14 protein-coding genes are annotated in these 14547 nt (G+C 36.6%); 10 read left to right on the top strand and 4 right to left on the bottom strand.

Annotated features, from left to right (window positions below):
• Positions 1-126: 126 nt before the first annotated feature.
• From CBF29_RS00820 to CBF29_RS00780, 10 genes are all read left to right on the top strand, one after another.
• Positions 127-942 (top strand): helix-turn-helix transcriptional regulator, encoded by an 816-nt coding sequence (locus CBF29_RS00820; RefSeq protein WP_126806265.1) that lies wholly within the window; start codon positions 127-129, stop codon positions 940-942.
• 122 nt (positions 943-1064) lie between these two features.
• Complete coding sequence (locus tag CBF29_RS00815) at positions 1065-2402, top strand: carbohydrate ABC transporter substrate-binding protein (protein WP_126806263.1); 1338 nt, start codon at positions 1065-1067, stop codon at positions 2400-2402.
• A gap of 116 nt (positions 2403-2518) precedes the next feature.
• A complete protein-coding gene (locus CBF29_RS00810) occupies positions 2519-3409 on the top strand; it encodes a carbohydrate ABC transporter permease (RefSeq protein ID WP_126806261.1) in 891 nt (296 codons plus the stop codon).
• 12 nt (positions 3410-3421) lie between these two features.
• The gene (locus tag CBF29_RS00805; RefSeq protein WP_126806259.1) at positions 3422-4294 is read left to right on the top strand and encodes a carbohydrate ABC transporter permease; all 873 of its coding nucleotides are present in this window, start codon (positions 3422-3424) and stop codon (positions 4292-4294) included.
• Between the two features lie 10 nt (positions 4295-4304).
• Positions 4305-6467 carry a 1,3-beta-galactosyl-N-acetylhexosamine phosphorylase gene (gene gnpA / locus CBF29_RS00800; RefSeq protein ID WP_126806257.1) on the top strand — a complete coding sequence of 721 codons (2163 nt, stop codon included), beginning with the start codon at positions 4305-4307 and terminating at the stop codon, positions 6465-6467.
• Positions 6460-6627: a DUF6903 family protein gene (locus CBF29_RS13655; protein ID WP_170169947.1), complete on the top strand. Its 168-nt coding sequence runs from the start codon at positions 6460-6462 to the stop codon at positions 6625-6627. The genes gnpA and CBF29_RS13655 overlap by 8 nt, the downstream gene beginning before the upstream one ends.
• Positions 6628-6640: 13 nt before the next feature.
• On the top strand, positions 6641-7546 hold the full coding sequence (locus tag CBF29_RS00795) for an ROK family protein (RefSeq protein WP_126806255.1): 906 nt from the start codon (positions 6641-6643) through the stop codon (positions 7544-7546).
• A gap of 121 nt (positions 7547-7667) precedes the next feature.
• Positions 7668-9140 (top strand): arylsulfatase, encoded by a 1473-nt coding sequence (locus tag CBF29_RS00790; RefSeq protein WP_126806253.1) that lies wholly within the window; start codon positions 7668-7670, stop codon positions 9138-9140.
• Between the two features lie 57 nt (positions 9141-9197).
• Positions 9198-10034 carry a PP2C family serine/threonine-protein phosphatase gene (locus CBF29_RS00785; RefSeq protein ID WP_126806251.1) on the top strand — a complete coding sequence of 279 codons (837 nt, stop codon included), beginning with the start codon at positions 9198-9200 and terminating at the stop codon, positions 10032-10034.
• Between the two features lie 460 nt (positions 10035-10494).
• A complete protein-coding gene (locus CBF29_RS00780; RefSeq protein WP_126806249.1) occupies positions 10495-11283 on the top strand; it encodes a hypothetical protein in 789 nt (262 codons plus the stop codon).
• A gap of 485 nt (positions 11284-11768) precedes the next feature.
• On the opposite strand, the gene CBF29_RS00775 is transcribed toward CBF29_RS00780, so the two are convergent.
• The 4 genes from CBF29_RS00775 to CBF29_RS00760 all read right to left on the bottom strand — a co-directional run bounded on the left by CBF29_RS00775 (position 11769) and on the right by CBF29_RS00760 (position 14385).
• Positions 11769-12596 carry an IS30 family transposase gene (locus CBF29_RS00775; protein ID WP_245987217.1) on the bottom strand — a complete coding sequence of 276 codons (828 nt, stop codon included), beginning with the start codon at positions 12594-12596 and terminating at the stop codon, positions 11769-11771.
• A gap of 372 nt (positions 12597-12968) precedes the next feature.
• Positions 12969-13166: a helix-turn-helix transcriptional regulator gene (locus CBF29_RS00770; protein ID WP_126806247.1), complete on the bottom strand. Its 198-nt coding sequence runs from the start codon at positions 13164-13166 to the stop codon at positions 12969-12971.
• On the bottom strand, positions 13159-13542 hold the full coding sequence (locus CBF29_RS00765) for a DUF3796 domain-containing protein (RefSeq protein WP_170169946.1): 384 nt from the start codon (positions 13540-13542) through the stop codon (positions 13159-13161). Before CBF29_RS00765 ends, CBF29_RS00770 begins: the two co-directional genes overlap by 8 nt.
• 306 nt (positions 13543-13848) lie before the next feature.
• The gene (locus CBF29_RS00760) at positions 13849-14385 is read right to left on the bottom strand and encodes a hypothetical protein (protein ID WP_126806243.1); all 537 of its coding nucleotides are present in this window, start codon (positions 14383-14385) and stop codon (positions 13849-13851) included.
• Between the last annotated feature and the right edge of the window lie 162 nt (positions 14386-14547).

Genomic DNA, 14547 nt, shown 5'->3' with positions numbered 1-14547 from the left:
GAAAAGAGTTTTTTGGCGAGTGAAAGATTATCCTTGTCTATCACCTCGTTTTTTTGATATCCTGTAGCTAATGAAATTTTTTTGATTCTCAGTGGTCTGTCTTCTCAGTTAAAGGAGGGAAAATTCATGTCAGACAATATAGAAAGTTTTTTAGCTAAAAGCGAGTTGATTTATATAAGGCATTCCAGATATACGGAAACCGAGTGGCATTCATCTTTACACTCTCATTATTTTTCTGAAGTTTTAATCGTATTGAACGGAAAAGGCGAATTTCTCGTTGAAAATGAACGTTATCCCATTCAGCGAAACGATATTATCATAGTCAATCCCTATGTCCAGCATACCGAAACATCTTCTGGAGAATTTCCTTTATGGTATATTGTGATCGGCATCAACAATATAAAATTTGAAAAAACAGTTCAGGAAAATCGTTCCCATTTTATTTTTCATGAGTATTCCGGCGAATTACTTCCGTTACTTAAAATGGCAATCAAGGAACTGAATGAAAACAAGTGGGGCAGTGATGCGGCACTGAAAAGATTAGCAGAAATGATTCTTATACAAATTTATCGTGACCAAAAATTCACATTGATTCCTGTCGAAAATAAAAGTGTCGGCAAGGATAGTGCTCTGATCAAAGATTTTATCGATAAACATTTCAAAGAACAGCTGTCGTTGGATGACATTTCAGATAAGGTACATTTGGATAAGTTTTATATTATTCATACCTTTAAACAAAATTTTGATACTACACCGATGAACTACTTGATGAAAAAACGGATTGATAATGCTAGAAATTTATTGGAAAATACGGAATATCAAATTTCAGAAATATCTTTGATCAACGGTTTTACCTCCCAGTCATATTTTAATCAAGCCTTTAAAAAAGAAGTTGGGATGACTCCAATGAAATATCGTAAAAAATATCGCCACTCTTCATAATGTTTATATAAATATGCTTAAATCGGTTTCATCAATATATATAAAAAAATAACCAATAGTTCGAAACTAAACCGTTTTCTTAGATGCTATACTTAATTCATAAAAGATTAGGAGGAGCAGTCATGAAGAAATTCTTTGGCTTAACATCAGTTTTAATTTTAAGCGGTTTACTACTGGGAGCGTGCGGATCAAATAAAAAAGATAAGACGGAAGATACTGGTGCTGCTGACGGAAAACAAGTCGTTAAAGTAGCTGCACTGGAATCAGCTTATGGGGCAGATATGTGGAACAAAATGAAGGATGCTTATGAAAAACAAAATCCAGATGTAGAAATCGAACTGACTCTTGACAAAAAGATTGAAGACGTTATCAGTCCCAACATGAAGGCAGGAAACTTTCCAGACGTGATTTTATTGGCAACCGGAAGAGAAGCAGGACTGACAGAAACGTTCATTAAGGACAAAAATTTAGAGGATTTAACTGATGTCATTTCTATGACAGTGCCAGGTGAAGACAACAAAGTTTCTGACAAACTGATTCCCGGATTTACAGAAACTTTAGCAACCAACCCGTATAACGATGGGAAAACTTACTTGATGCCAATGTTTTATTCCCCAACTGGACTTTTCTATAATGCAGCATTACTAGAAGAAAAAGGCTGGGAAGTACCAGAAACTTGGGACGAAATGTGGGAGTTAGGTGAAAAAGCTAAAAAGGAAAATATTGCATTGTTCACTTATCCGGTAGCAGGCTATATGGACTCTTTCTTCTTTAGCTTATTATCTGCCACTGGCGGACCAGAACTTTTCAACAGTACCATGAACTATGAAAAAGGGTCTTGGGATTCAGATAAAGCTACTAAAGCTTTTGAGATTGTTGGAAAACTGGCTGAATATACAGCTGAAACGACCGTTGCTAATGCCAACCAACAAGACTTTACTAAAAATCAACAATTGATTCTTGATAACAAGGCGATTTTCATGCCTAATGGTACATGGGTGCCTGAAGAAATGAAAGATGCGCCTCGTGCTGACGGCTTTAAGTGGGGAATGACTTCTTTACCAGCTGAAAATGCAGACGGTGATCGCTATTCTTACACATTCTTTGAACAAATTTGGATGCCTTCCGGTGCTGAAAATAAAGCAGATGGCAAAGACTTTATTGCTTTCATGTACTCAGATATTGCGGCAGACATCTTTAAAGAGGCTAGCGCTATTCAGCCAATTCAAGGTATGTCCGACAAGCTAGACGGTGACAACAAATTATTCTATAGTATCTATGATGATGGAGCTAAAGCAGTCATGGGCGGATTTTCAAGTGCTGAAACAGTTGAAGGTGTCAACATGCATGATGCTTTATATGGCACGATCAATAGTGTAGTATCCGGAGACAAGAGCGTCGACGAATGGCAAAAAACTGTAGTGGAAACAGCAGAAAAACTAAGAGAAGCTGCAGAATAGTCTCAGAGTGAGCTGAGGTGCAACAACTGCCTCAGCTTAACTTTTTTCGACATTATTAATTTAGAATTATTTAAAATATAAATTAAATGCAAAATACATAAAACGAGGTGACAATTATGAACAGGAGAAAACAAAAAAACATTTTTATTACTTTATGTTTACTTCCTGCCATATTACTGGTCAGCATCTTTATTTTTTATCCGACACTCACTGTATTTTTCATGTCCCTATTCAAATGGGGAGGATATTCTCCCGAAAAAGAGTTCGTTGGGCTAGACAACTTTAAAATTTTGATTAAAGACATGATGTTTATGCGTTCCTTTCAGAATACAATTTTACTTATCGTCCTCGTAACGATTATCACGCTAGCATTAGCCTTGATATTTGCTTCGATTCTCACACGTGAGAAATTCAAAGGCGTCAACTTTTTCCGGGTCATATTTTACATCCCTAATATTTTGTCGATTGTTGTCATCGCGGCTATTTTTTCAGCGATTTACGATCCGACGAGCGGACTGCTTAATAATTTGCTGGGAATGTTAAAATTAGACGGCTTGCAACGAATGTGGTTGGGAGATCAAAAAATCGTCATTTATAGTATTGCTTTTGCACTGATTTGGCAAGCAATCGGCTATTATATGGTCATGTATATGGCCTCCATGGCGTCCATTCCCGAGAGTCTTTATGAAGCTTCCTCCTTGGAAGGGGCAGGGGCGGTCCGACAGTTTTTTGACATCACACTGCCGTTAACTTGGAATACTATTCGGACGACATTGACATTTTTTGTCATCAGTACGATTAATTTGAGTTTTCTGTTAGTAAAAGCTATGACCGGCGGCGGTCCAGATGGTTCGACAGAAGTATTTTTGAGTTATATGTATAAACAGGCGTATACAAACTCATCATTCGGATATGGAATGGCAATCGGTGTGATTGTCTTTACCTTCTCATTTATCTTGTCAGCTATATTAAATAAAATTACTGAACGTGAAGTCTATGAGTTTTAGGAGGATTGGACTATGAAGAACAAAAGAAAAAATCGTCTCTATAAAGTGTTTGTTTATGTAGCGCTTATCACACTGGCGGTTTCTATTATTGTCCCAATCGCCTGGGTCTTTCTAGCTTCCATCAAACAAAATAATGAGTTTTACGGTGATCCTTGGACATTGCCACAAGGCTTCTATTTCCAAAATTTTATTGAAGCATTTGAAAAAGCCAACATGGGGACGTATATGCTAAATTCGCTAATCGTGACACTGTTAGCATTACTTATTTTGGTTAGCGTTGCGTTGCCGGCGGCTTATGTACTGGCACGTTTTAAATTCAAAGTAAGAAAACCAATTAACACACTGATTATGATGGGATTATTTATTAATTCCAACTACATCGTGGTACCTATATTTCTAATGTTGCTGGATGGGGACAAGTTTTTGCAACAACATCTAGGTTCAGGATTTCTGATTGATAATCTGTTCATTCTTGCCCTTGTTTACGCTGCCACATCATTGCCATTCACTGTCTATTTGATGTCAAATTACTTCCGCACATTATCCACTTCTTATGAGGAAGCAGCTTATATCGATGGGGCAGGTTATTTCAAAACGTTGATTACAGTGATGGCACCGCTAGCTAAACCAAGTATTATCACAGTGATTTTATTTAATTTCCTTAGTTTCTGGAATGAATATATCATTGCTTTAACTCTTTTACCCGGACAAAATAAAACACTGCCAGTCGGGTTGATTAATTTAATGGCAGGTCAAAAAGCGGCGGCCAACTACGGGCAATTATATGCTGGTTTAGTTATCGTTATGTTGCCGACACTGATATTATACATCCTTGTTCAAAAACAGTTGACTCAGGGTATGACAGTTGGCGGAACGAAGGAATAGGAGGATACATATGAAAAAAACAGGACGCTTAACCATCCCAAGTGAAAGAGATTACCTTGCAGAGACGAAGAAATTGATGGAGATCTGGGGAGCCGATGCTATCCGTGACAGCGATGGCACTAAATTGGACGAAGCACTAAAACAACTAGAAGCTAAAATATACACAACTTATTTTGTCGCACGTAACCACAACGACTTTGTCGAAAAACACATGGATGAGGTACAACAAATCTATTTATTAAGCGAACGTGGCCTATCAGACGGCGCAGGCAAAGTAACAATCAATTTATTAGAAGGCTTTTTTGCAGAACAAATTCTGCCGAATTACGATGATGATCCTAAGAAGTATTGGGAAGTTCGCGACCGGACATCAGGAGAAGTGATAGACACAGATCAATGGAAAGTTAATCAGGAAACAAATGATGTTTACTTAACTGATGTCAAGCCATTTCATGAGTATACGGTGTCTTTTCTGGCTTATATGATTTGGGACCCTACTCAGATGTATAATCATATTACGAATGATTGGGGAGACATCCCACATGATATTCCCTTCGATGTCCGCAAACCACATTCTCAAAAATATATGATGGACTATTTAGTCCAATGGCTAGAAGACAATCCTGACACGGATGTGGTGCGTTTTACGACCTTTTTCTATCATTTCACACTGTTTTTCAATCAGCTGGGCAAAGAGAAATTTGTTGACTGGTTTGGCTATGGCAGTACTGTTTCAGTGGCCACACTTGAAGCATTTGAAGCCGAATACGGCTATGCATTGACGCCAGAGGATTTTGTAGATGAAGGGTATTATAATTCAAGCTTCCGTGTGCCTTCTCAATCTTACTTGGATTACATTGAATTTATTCAAAAATTTGTTTGTAAAGAAGCAGGGAAACTCGTTGCACAAGTCCATAAGAGCGGCAAAGAAGCGATGATGTTTTTAGGAGATAACTGGATTGGGACAGAACCTTATGGCGACCATTTCCACGAAATTGGTATGGATGCGGTTGTAGGCAGTGTGGGAAACGGCACCACATTACGTCTGATTTCTGAAATCCCTCATGTCAAGTATACGGAAGGACGATTTCTACCATATTTTTTCCCCGATGTTTTCTATGAAGGCAATGATCCCACAGTAGAAGCAAAGGAAAATTGGCTGACTGCCAGACGGGCAATTCTGAGAAAACCTGTTGACCGGATCGGTTACGGAGGTTACCTGAGCTTGGCCAACCAGTTTCCAAAGTTTGTAGATTATGTGGGCAAAGTTGCCGATGAGTTCCGGGAGTTGTATGATAATATTGACCAATCTAAGCCCTATACTGGACTAACAGTCGGTATTTTGAATGCTTGGGGAAAATTACGTTCTTGGCAAACGCACATGGTGGCTCACGCCTTATGGTATCGTCAAATCTATTCATATAATGGTGTTCTAGAAGCACTTTCGGGCCAAAAAGTAGAGGTAGTCTTCTTAAATTTTGATGACCTTAAGGACGGTGTCCCGCAAGACATCGATGTTTTGATCAATGCAGGAGATGAGGCCACCGCTTTTTCTGGTGGCGCGCATTGGCAAGATGTGAAACTGATTGAAATAATTACTCAGTGGGTTCATAATGGGGGCGGTTTTATTGGTGTAGGAGACCCAAGTGCCTATCAACAAAATGGCCGGTATTTCCAACTCGCGTCAATTTTAGGTGTTGAGAAAGAACGTGGCTTTACTTTATCGACAGATAAATATTTTAACAAGGAAACAGATGACCATTTTATCACTGCCAATAGTGGTGATATCCAGTTTGGTGAAGGAAAGAAAAACATCTATGCTCTAAGCGAAGCAACACAAATTTTACGTATAGAGGAAGATTCAGTCCAACTAGCTACCCATGATTTTGGGCAGGGCAGAGGGGTATACTTTTCTGGTTTACCATACACACCAGCTAACAGTGCACTGTTTCTCCGGGCATTATTTTATGCAGCGGGCAAAGAAAAAGAGCTTTATCAGTGGTATAGTGAAAATCCATCAGTGGAAGTGCACGCATACCCGGAAGTTGGTAAATATGCTGTAGTCAATAATCATGATCAGCCTGAAGAAGCCTTAGTTTATTTGAACAATGATCAAAAGGAAATCGTCCACTTAGCTCCTGGTGAAATCATTTGGAGGGATTACCATGAATAAGAGAGTTTTGATAATCATCAAAATCATCAGTTTCTTTTGTTTTCTATATTTAGTCATTCGAGGACAAAAATACATTGGCTATTCAGGTTTAGTCAGCATGCTTATCGGATTAGCCGGACTTTTGATGTTGATGTGGGACTATAACAGAAAATATCAGTGAGAGGTAATGAAAGATGAAAAATGTTATCGGAGTGGATATTGGCGGAACTAAAATAGCTGCAGCACTGGTTAACCAAGACGGTTCATTTTCCCATGAAATTGTCATCCCCAGCAGGGTTGAAGATTCTGAGGAGATGTTTTTAGCGGTGTGTGAAGCAGTCGATAAAGTTATCGACCGATCAGGCATCCTTAATCACCCGTTTAGTATGGGAATCGGGGTCCCGGGTCTAGTCAATGTTGAAGCAGGTATAGCTGTCTTTCAAAATAATCTTCCATGGACCAACTTTCCCCTGAGAGAACGATTGACCAAACACTATGTGATGTGTGAAACTGTCGCCATAAATAATGATGTGTATCAGGCAGCCTATGCAGAATGGTGGCATGCTAACCTGGGAAAAGAGGACACCTTAGTATTTTTCACCATCAGTACCGGAGTGTCTTCGGCTATCATTAAAGGAGGAAGCTTTCAAAAAGGCAAAGGCTTTGCCGGTGAAGTTGGTCTTCTTCCGATCAAAAAAATTAAAGGTAATCAGTATTTAACACTGGAGCAGTTGGCCTCCGGACCAGCGTTGGCTGAGACTGGAAGATTACTTTATAATGATGGAACCATCACAGCAAAAGAAATCTTTTTCCGTTATCGTACGGGAGATCCAAAGGCATCAGAATTAGTGGAAGATTGGACAGAAACGATTGCTCTTGGACTTTATAGTGTGATTTGTCTCCTTGATCCTGAAAACATAATTCTAGGCGGCAGTGTGATTCAAAAGAATCCTGACATGCTGGATGTGATTCAAAAGAAATTAAATCGATTGTTGATTCCTGCACAGAAAGAGCGGCCAACTAAGATTTCAATCAGTCAAATGGACAATCACGCAGGATTGATTGGGGCAGGTTTATCTGCTTTTTCATCCGAAAAATAATTTTGAAGAAATAATAACCCAAAAAAAGATGTATGACCTTAGGTAGATGTTGTGCCAAAGGTCATACATTCATAGTTAAAAGGTAACTTATTTTGAAAATTTTTAAAAAGAGGGGAGAAAGATGAAAGAAAACAGACAAAAGAAACCTAATGTGGTGCTGATAATGGTAGATCAACTGCGGTATGATTGTTTAGGAATAAATGGTCATCCGATTGTTTCAACGCCAAATTTGAACATGATGGCTAGTCAAGGTTTTAATTTTCATCATGCTTACAGTGCCGTCCCTACTTGTATTCCTTCCAGAGCGGCATTAATGACTGGCCTTAATCAAAAAAATCACGGCAGGGTCGGCTATGAAGATAATATTCCATGGCAATACGAAAAAACTATTGCTAAAGAATTTACTGAGTTGGGGTATCAAACAGAAGCCGTCGGTAAAATGCATGTCTATCCAGAAAGGCAAAGAATGGGATTTGAACATGTGACACTGCATGATGGTTACCTTCACGAATCGAGAAAATACTATAAGCCACATGGCTCACAATTTGAACAAACCGATGACTATCTAAGCTGGCTTAGAGAAAAAAAGGGGACGGACGCCGATTTAATAGATGACGGTATGGACTGTAATTCATGGGTGGCACGACCGTGGATGTACGAAGAAGCCCTGCATCCAACAAATTGGGTCATAACAAAATCCCTTGATTTTTTGAAAAGACGAGACCCGACACAGCCGTTTTTCCTAAAGATGTCTTTCACTCGTCCCCATGCCCCGCTAAATCCACCGGAATATTATTTCGACATGTACATGGCTAGGAAAGACAGCTTTCCTGAAATCAAAGTGGGAGAATGGGCGAAAAAAAATGGAAACGACTCTCCATACGATACCACAGCATTAAAGGGTCAATACTCTCAAGAAGAAATGAACCGATTCCGAGCTGGTTATTATGGTTCCATTACCCATATTGATCATCAGATTGGTCGTTTCCTCACGGCTATGACGGAACACCAACTTGACCAAAATACAATCATTCTATTCATTTCAGATCATGGAGATCAACTAGGAGAGCATCATTTATTTCGGAAAGCTTATCCTTATCAGGGAAGCATTCATATTCCTTGTATTTTGTATGATCCCGGACACCTCCTTAATGGACAAATTAAAGACATTTATGAGATAGTAGAGCTAAGAGATATTTATCCGACCTTGATTGATTTGGCTGCAGGCCAAAAAGTTGCCGACATTGATGGTATCAGTGTGAAAAATTCTATCTATCAGCAAGAGTTTACGACAAGAAATTATCTTCATGGGGAACACAGCTTTGGTGAGGATTCCAGTCAGTATATTTTAACTAAAGAATATAAATATATCTGGTTTTCCGTCAGGAACGAAGAACAGCTATTTTATCTTGTGGAAGATCCTGACGAATGCGTCAATCTTGCCGATGAACCGGCACATCAAGAAATACTATCTTATCTGAGAAATCAATTGATTAAAGAGCTGCGCAATCGAGAAGAGGGATTTGTAAAAAATGGACAACTGGTTCCGTTGAACAAAACGAAACCTACGCTGGATTTTATTAAAAATATTTAAGTTAGTAAACTGACCATTTTGCAATAGAATCTAAAGGCAGACAGAAGGAGGGGACAGATGTTTTATTATTTTACCGATCGAGGGAATCTTTTTAACGAAGACTTTGTTTATGGTACCGGTGATTTTGGTGTTCTTTTAGATGGAGCGACCGGTCTGAACAATAAAAAATTTACGACTGGGAACACAGATGCACAGTATTGGAGTCATTTATTAGGAACTAAGTTGATTGAAAAGATTGAAGCAGATGATGAGCAATCCTTGGAACAAAATATTTCAGAAGCATTAACGTCCGCTTCTGAAGCTTATTTCCATAATATAGGCACAGATATTGCGGTGGAAGAGTCAGATTTGCCTTCCTGTACACTAAGTTGCTTTAAAATCCGTAATCACATTGCAGAATTTGCCATCGTAGGAGATTCTCCTTTAATAATCAAAAAAGGGGAGCAAGAGCATATTTTTATCGATGAAAAGCTTGAAGCTAACGAACAACTTGCCATCAATGAAATCAAAAGCTATTTAAAGGAAGGGCTATCTTTTCAAGAAGGACGACAGAAAATCAATCCGCTGCTCCAAAAGTTCAGAAATGAGAGAAACACTGAAGAAGGCTATCCAATACTTGATCCTACGATGAAGGGATTAAGTGAAATTGGCTATCATACGTTCCCAGTTGAAGAAATTGATGCAATTATCCTTTGCAGTGACGGCTTTTATCGATTGCTAGATGTCTTTGAAGTACTGACAGATCAGACATTTATTGAATCCTTACAAAGTTATCCAAAAGCTGTGGCGTGGGTTGATAAACTACGCCAACTTGAAAAGCAACAGGATTCTTTAAGAAATTTTGTTCGTTTAAAAGAGTCTGATGATGCGTCGGTTAATTTTTGGAAACAATAAAATTACAACTCTGTGAAATGTTTAACAGAAAACAAAAAAGACAACCATACTCGGTTGTCTTTTTTGTTTTGCCTTTTTAACTAATATGTATTCGATATTGAGAACGACATGGTTTTGACATGGGTTATGGAAAAATAATAAAATAAATCTATTTAGTCCAAAAAACTAATTCAATAGAAATAGAAAATTCATATGAAAAATCTTTCAATGTTTGTAATGGTCCAAGTACTAAAAAGAATTATTTAAATGTTTGTTGTAATAAAATATTGAGAAAATAATTTTAAGCGTCAAAAAATGTCATTCAAGAGATTAAAAGTTATTTAATAAAAGTTGATAAGTCAATAAGTCAAACATGAGTATATCTATCATAAGTAAAATTCATTAATGGCACACTTTAAAAAAATATTGTATATTATTATCTTTTCAATTATACTAAAGAATGTTTGGAGGAGAATTTAAAATGAATAAATTTGGGGATTTTAAAATGGACAAATTCAACAGAACCAATATGACAATTACAGCTTTAGTTATCGTAATAGGAATCTTGTTAGGATCAATGTTAGTGTTCAGACAAAAGAGTGTGGCGGCACAACTTACTATGCAAAGTGTGATCAGTACGCTTCGTGAGGAAAAAGAAGATGCTGAAACAGATAGAGTGCGAAAAGACATAACAGATTTACCTGGTCTATATATCGGGATTAACCCATATACTAGCGAAGTCAAAATTCTAAGGGTTGAGTTTCTGATGAGTGAAGGTAGCTATAAAACATTATTCAAAATTAAGGCAATAACAGACTATTCAGACGAATATCGTTCGAACAACGGCTACTTTAAAAAACATTATAGTAGCTACGAAGATGAATTAGAAGGTGTCGTGAACGCCTCGGACAGAATGATAATTAGTAATTATCAAAAGATACCAGAAGACAATGGGACATACTTTTTTAACTATGAAAAAAGTTCATCCCTAAGACCCACTCCTGGAATTAATCTTCAAGGATTCCTGTCAATTCGTGAAAAAGAAGGAGTTATTCATTACAACCTATACTTTGGAGATAGCGATTTTTACACGTTCGCAAAATTAGATGACAAAATCCTAATTGAAGAATATGATAAATGGGCTGAAGCCGATATTGAGGGATTAGTACAAGAATTAGTAATGAATACTCTTCAAATTAATACGGAACGTTCAAAAGATTATGTGGCCGACCTTGCTAAATCTCTTGAGAAATACCAAAAGAAAGAATAAAGAAAATAGGCGAGTAGATCGTATAATCATCTTTCTACTTGCTTATCTCTATATAGCTACATACAATATTGTTGATAAAGGTATATTTTTTTGATGGAGGGAGTTTTGGACAAGAAGCTTAAAAACTTGAACCCATGTTTCAAAATAGACTGTATTACAAACAAAAATATACAAGTTTACATAATATATATTAAACGAAGTTAAACTGGTTAATACTAATTTAACAATTAAGATAACTATTTTCATAGGAATAAATTGAACATTGATTTAAATACTTTTGACTGAAATTAATCAACTATAGGATAATATTTTCATTCATTGTTTTAGTTTTAAACATTCCAATTTGAATCTATAATTTGCAGATTTCCATTTTAAAATTTTTTTTTGACGTAAATTCATAGTAACTGTCGACTGTTCTATTTGGTTTTGTGTAACTCGATTAAAACCTACTGGCTTTGAAAATATTCTCTAAACAGGCCATTGTGCTATTCATTAGAACCACGTTTTTGTGGTGAATAAGGGTTTGCATAGTAAATCTTCACTCCAAAAGTATCTTCAACTAGCCCAATATTGAATTGATGGACAAATTCGGCACCACGATCACAAGTAATCGATTTAACAGCTCCTTTTGGAAAACGGTCTACTAATGTTTTGATGGCACTCAACATACTGACAGAGTTTTTCTTTGGTATTTTTATAGCGACATACAAACGTGTCTTTCTTTCTACAAAAGTCGCAAGACAACTTGCTACACCACGTTTAGAAATGATAGTATCGGCTTCCCAATGGCCAAATTCAGAACGATCAATACATCCCAGAGGTCTGTCCTCAATCGAGTGATTAATATAAAACGTTGAGTCAGGGCGCTGCAACGCCCTCCCCTTACATTTACGCTTATAGCGTTTTCCTTTATGTCTCAGTTTTTTGATATCAAAGTCTATTATTTTCGAGTACATCCAGTTATAGATAGTGTTTCTGCAAACTGTCACACTTTTAACTGCGTTGGCAATCTGGTCGGGGGACCATTTTAGTTCCAAATATTTTTTTATCGTCTTAATATTGTAACGTGCTACTTTTGTGGTAGAACCACAATTAGCTTTTCTCAAGTTGGCTAAATTATTGGCACTACTTGCTTGATAAGGCAATGCTGCGATACTATTACCCTTTCTTTTTTCGGAGTTGCGTCTAATCTCTCTAGAAATAGTGGAACGATGCCGTCCTAATCGGTTGGCTATTTCTGACTGAGCAACACCTTCAAACAGCCATGCTTCAATTTTCCCACGTTCTTCTCCTGATAAATGTGTATAAGACATATTAAACCCCCTAAAAATGAAATGAATGTCAAATTGTTAAGGCGCTTATTATCCAGTGTACTGGGTCTTGAAATATTAGTAAAGGCCTCAATAAGTAAATAGATTCCGGTATTGCTTGACTAGGAACCTTCTTGGATACGATTCGATCCTTTAAAAAGCCTAAAATAAAAAGAAAGGCGGCTCTTTCTAAAGACTATCCTATCCAAGTTCCAAATCAATCAATACCTAGTATAGCCTACTTCAGCACTTGGTTCCCTTTCCATTACCAGCTATTAAAATAACAATAATGAACTTCATGGAATCAGCCCTTGTTGCACTTTATTCTGACACATGAGAGTTATTTACAGGAGATGAAGAAATAATTTCAGGGGTTCATTCATCAATTGAAAATAACATCTTAATATCTTGTTCTAAGGTATCCGATATTCTAATGGCTAACTCTAGAGATGGATTATATAGTTGTTTTTCTAATCTAACTATGGTTTCACGCCTTACATTAGTTAAATCTGCTAGTTGCTGCTGTGTAAATGATTTTTTCAGTCGATAATTTTTAACTTCATTTTTAATCATCGAGATTCCCCTTATCAAAATGATAAGTTAGCATTGGTACTAGAATTAAAGTGATTGCAATTACAAGGCTAATCAATGTCATTTGGAGCATAAGTGTGTTTTTATAATTACTGAACTCTCTTGAACACAGTATTATTGTTAAGAAGATTAAAGTCATACCTAGTCGATAACCATATCTTTGAGCCTTAGAAAAATTATCCTTTAGTCTTTCGTCGATTCTCTCTTTATTAAGTTTTCCCTCCCAATAGAAACCAAAAAATCCAAAAAAAGTGAAAAAAGTAAGAAATATAGGTTCTTCCATTATAAAACCTAAAAATCCTAAAACACCCAATAAGCCAAAAACACTCATCCATGAATTAACCCTCTTGTTAAACATTCTTTCTCCCCCTGTGTGATGTATTTGTATCATGTGATAAATATATCACTTTTAATGAGTGCTGTCAATAAACTCTCAGTTGTGGAATATAGATAACAAAAACACCCAACAGAGAACTGCTGGATGTTGCACTTTATTTTGACATGAAAGAGTTAAACTGGTAAGGCACATGTCAAGATTAAATGTAACATTTTAATATTAGCTTATACTTTTCATTTTAGGGTAATTTAGTTTGTTTGATACAACAATTCGATCTCATACATATTTGGAATACTTGACCAAGCTAAATATCCTTTCTAATTTTTTCTAATCTTCCATTTGGGTTAATCTTAAAAGTTTAATATTTTTTTGTTCAGCAATTTTTTCTAGGTTTTCTTCTAAATAATCATACGCTGCTCTGTCAGAAGTTGATTTTTCAAAAACTTCTACCAGATCAAAAGGATCTTTAAATGGTACTTGAAGCATAGAGAGCAACGATGATAACTGTGGCAACATAACCATATCTTCACATTCGAAATGAAGGATGGTCCCATCACTTAAAGATATTATTAAATCTAAGTTAAGTCTTGTCCCAAGTGCTATAATAACGAATGATAACTTTTTAACAGGACTGATTTCAATTTCTTCAATGTCTCTATAAGCAATAACATCGTATATTTTCTTGCTTTTTTTTGTATTTGTTAACGGAACAATTTTATAAATGGTAATTTCATCTTCGCCAAAAACTAAGCAGCAATATGGCGGGAATTGTATAGGCATATTTGGGTATGTTTGCCCCGTTATTTCTAAAGTTGTCTGTAAAATTCGTCGATTCGCAAAATCTCTGAATGTCTGTCTATCCATTGTTACTTCCTCCTATTTTTTGAATTTTGTCTCACTAGCTATTGGTATCCGTTCATATAACTACAGTTATGTGTACCTATTATCAATAAAAAATCCTAATTTTTTTAATGAACAAAGTCTAATTCTTGAACAATATAATCTTCTAAAAATTCTGTTGTCAGA

This window comes from Vagococcus elongatus, from assembly GCF_003987645.1.
GTDB classification, from domain to species: domain Bacteria; phylum Bacillota; class Bacilli; order Lactobacillales; family Vagococcaceae; genus Vagococcus_A; species Vagococcus_A elongatus.
The sequence above is the reverse complement of the archived record's forward strand: the minus strand, read 5'-3'. Positions and strand labels throughout refer to the sequence as shown.

Bases quoted from the DNA above. Each gene is read 5' to 3' on its own strand.
- CBF29_RS13655 (WP_170169947.1), top strand. From the start codon at position 6,460: ATGAATAAGAGAGTTTTGATAATCATCAAAATCATCAGTTTCTTTTGT.
- CBF29_RS00770 (WP_126806247.1), bottom strand. From the start codon at position 13,166: ATGATTAAAAATGAAGTTAAAAATTATCGACTGAAAAAATCATTTACA.
- CBF29_RS00765 (WP_170169946.1), bottom strand. From the start codon at position 13,542: ATGTTTAACAAGAGGGTTAATTCATGGATGAGTGTTTTTGGCTTATTG.
- CBF29_RS00785 (WP_126806251.1), top strand. From the start codon at position 9,198: ATGTTTTATTATTTTACCGATCGAGGGAATCTTTTTAACGAAGACTTT.
- CBF29_RS00795 (WP_126806255.1), top strand. From the start codon at position 6,641: ATGAAAAATGTTATCGGAGTGGATATTGGCGGAACTAAAATAGCTGCA.
- CBF29_RS00805 (WP_126806259.1), top strand. From the start codon at position 3,422: ATGAAGAACAAAAGAAAAAATCGTCTCTATAAAGTGTTTGTTTATGTA.
- CBF29_RS00780 (WP_126806249.1), top strand. From the start codon at position 10,495: ATGAATAAATTTGGGGATTTTAAAATGGACAAATTCAACAGAACCAAT.
- CBF29_RS00810 (WP_126806261.1), top strand. From the start codon at position 2,519: ATGAACAGGAGAAAACAAAAAAACATTTTTATTACTTTATGTTTACTT.
- CBF29_RS00790 (WP_126806253.1), top strand. From the start codon at position 7,668: ATGAAAGAAAACAGACAAAAGAAACCTAATGTGGTGCTGATAATGGTA.
- CBF29_RS00775 (WP_245987217.1), bottom strand. From the start codon at position 12,596: ATGTCTTATACACATTTATCAGGAGAAGAACGTGGGAAAATTGAAGCA.
- CBF29_RS00815 (WP_126806263.1), top strand. From the start codon at position 1,065: ATGAAGAAATTCTTTGGCTTAACATCAGTTTTAATTTTAAGCGGTTTA.
- CBF29_RS00760 (WP_126806243.1), bottom strand. From the start codon at position 14,385: ATGGATAGACAGACATTCAGAGATTTTGCGAATCGACGAATTTTACAG.
- gnpA (WP_126806257.1), top strand. From the start codon at position 4,305: ATGAAAAAAACAGGACGCTTAACCATCCCAAGTGAAAGAGATTACCTT.
- CBF29_RS00820 (WP_126806265.1), top strand. From the start codon at position 127: ATGTCAGACAATATAGAAAGTTTTTTAGCTAAAAGCGAGTTGATTTAT.